We start from the raw sequence: 437 nt of genomic DNA on the forward strand, positions 1-437 counted from the left end.
GCGCAGCGCCCCCACGGCCTTGCGCAGGTCGTCGTGGCGCCCGGCGGCCAGGAACGCCGACGCCGCCTCGCGGAAATCGTCCCAGATCGGACCGTCGCTGGCCGCGCCGTCGATCCGCACCAGGTCCCGGGGCCGCACGGCCGCGATGGTGACCTGGTCCAGCTCGTAGCGCATCGCCTGCTCGATCTCGGGCCGGGGCGCCGCACTCAGCAGGGCGAAGTGCAGGTTGCACTGGTAGGGGTCGAGATCCTCCAGCGGACCCCAGGGCTCGGCCGCCGCGATGTCGAGGGCGAGCGCGTCGGGCACCTGCTGGATCGTCAGCAGGGGATCGGTGCCGTTGAAGAAGCAGCCCGGCTCCGGCGCGTAGCGGACCAGATGCACGGCCTGGCCGCCGCAGGCGCGGCGGAACGCGTCCAGGCAGGCGGCGGCCGGCAGGC

Annotated in this window: 1 pseudogene; it reads right to left on the reverse strand. The window is 74.6% G+C overall.

Annotated elements, in window-relative coordinates:
• A pseudogene (locus tag FV228_RS32685) lies at nt 1-437 on the reverse strand (chemotaxis protein CheA); the annotation flags it as partial.

Source organism: Methylobacterium sp. WL18 (assembly GCF_008040015.1).
Lineage (GTDB): Bacteria > Pseudomonadota > Alphaproteobacteria > Rhizobiales > Beijerinckiaceae > Methylobacterium > Methylobacterium mesophilicum.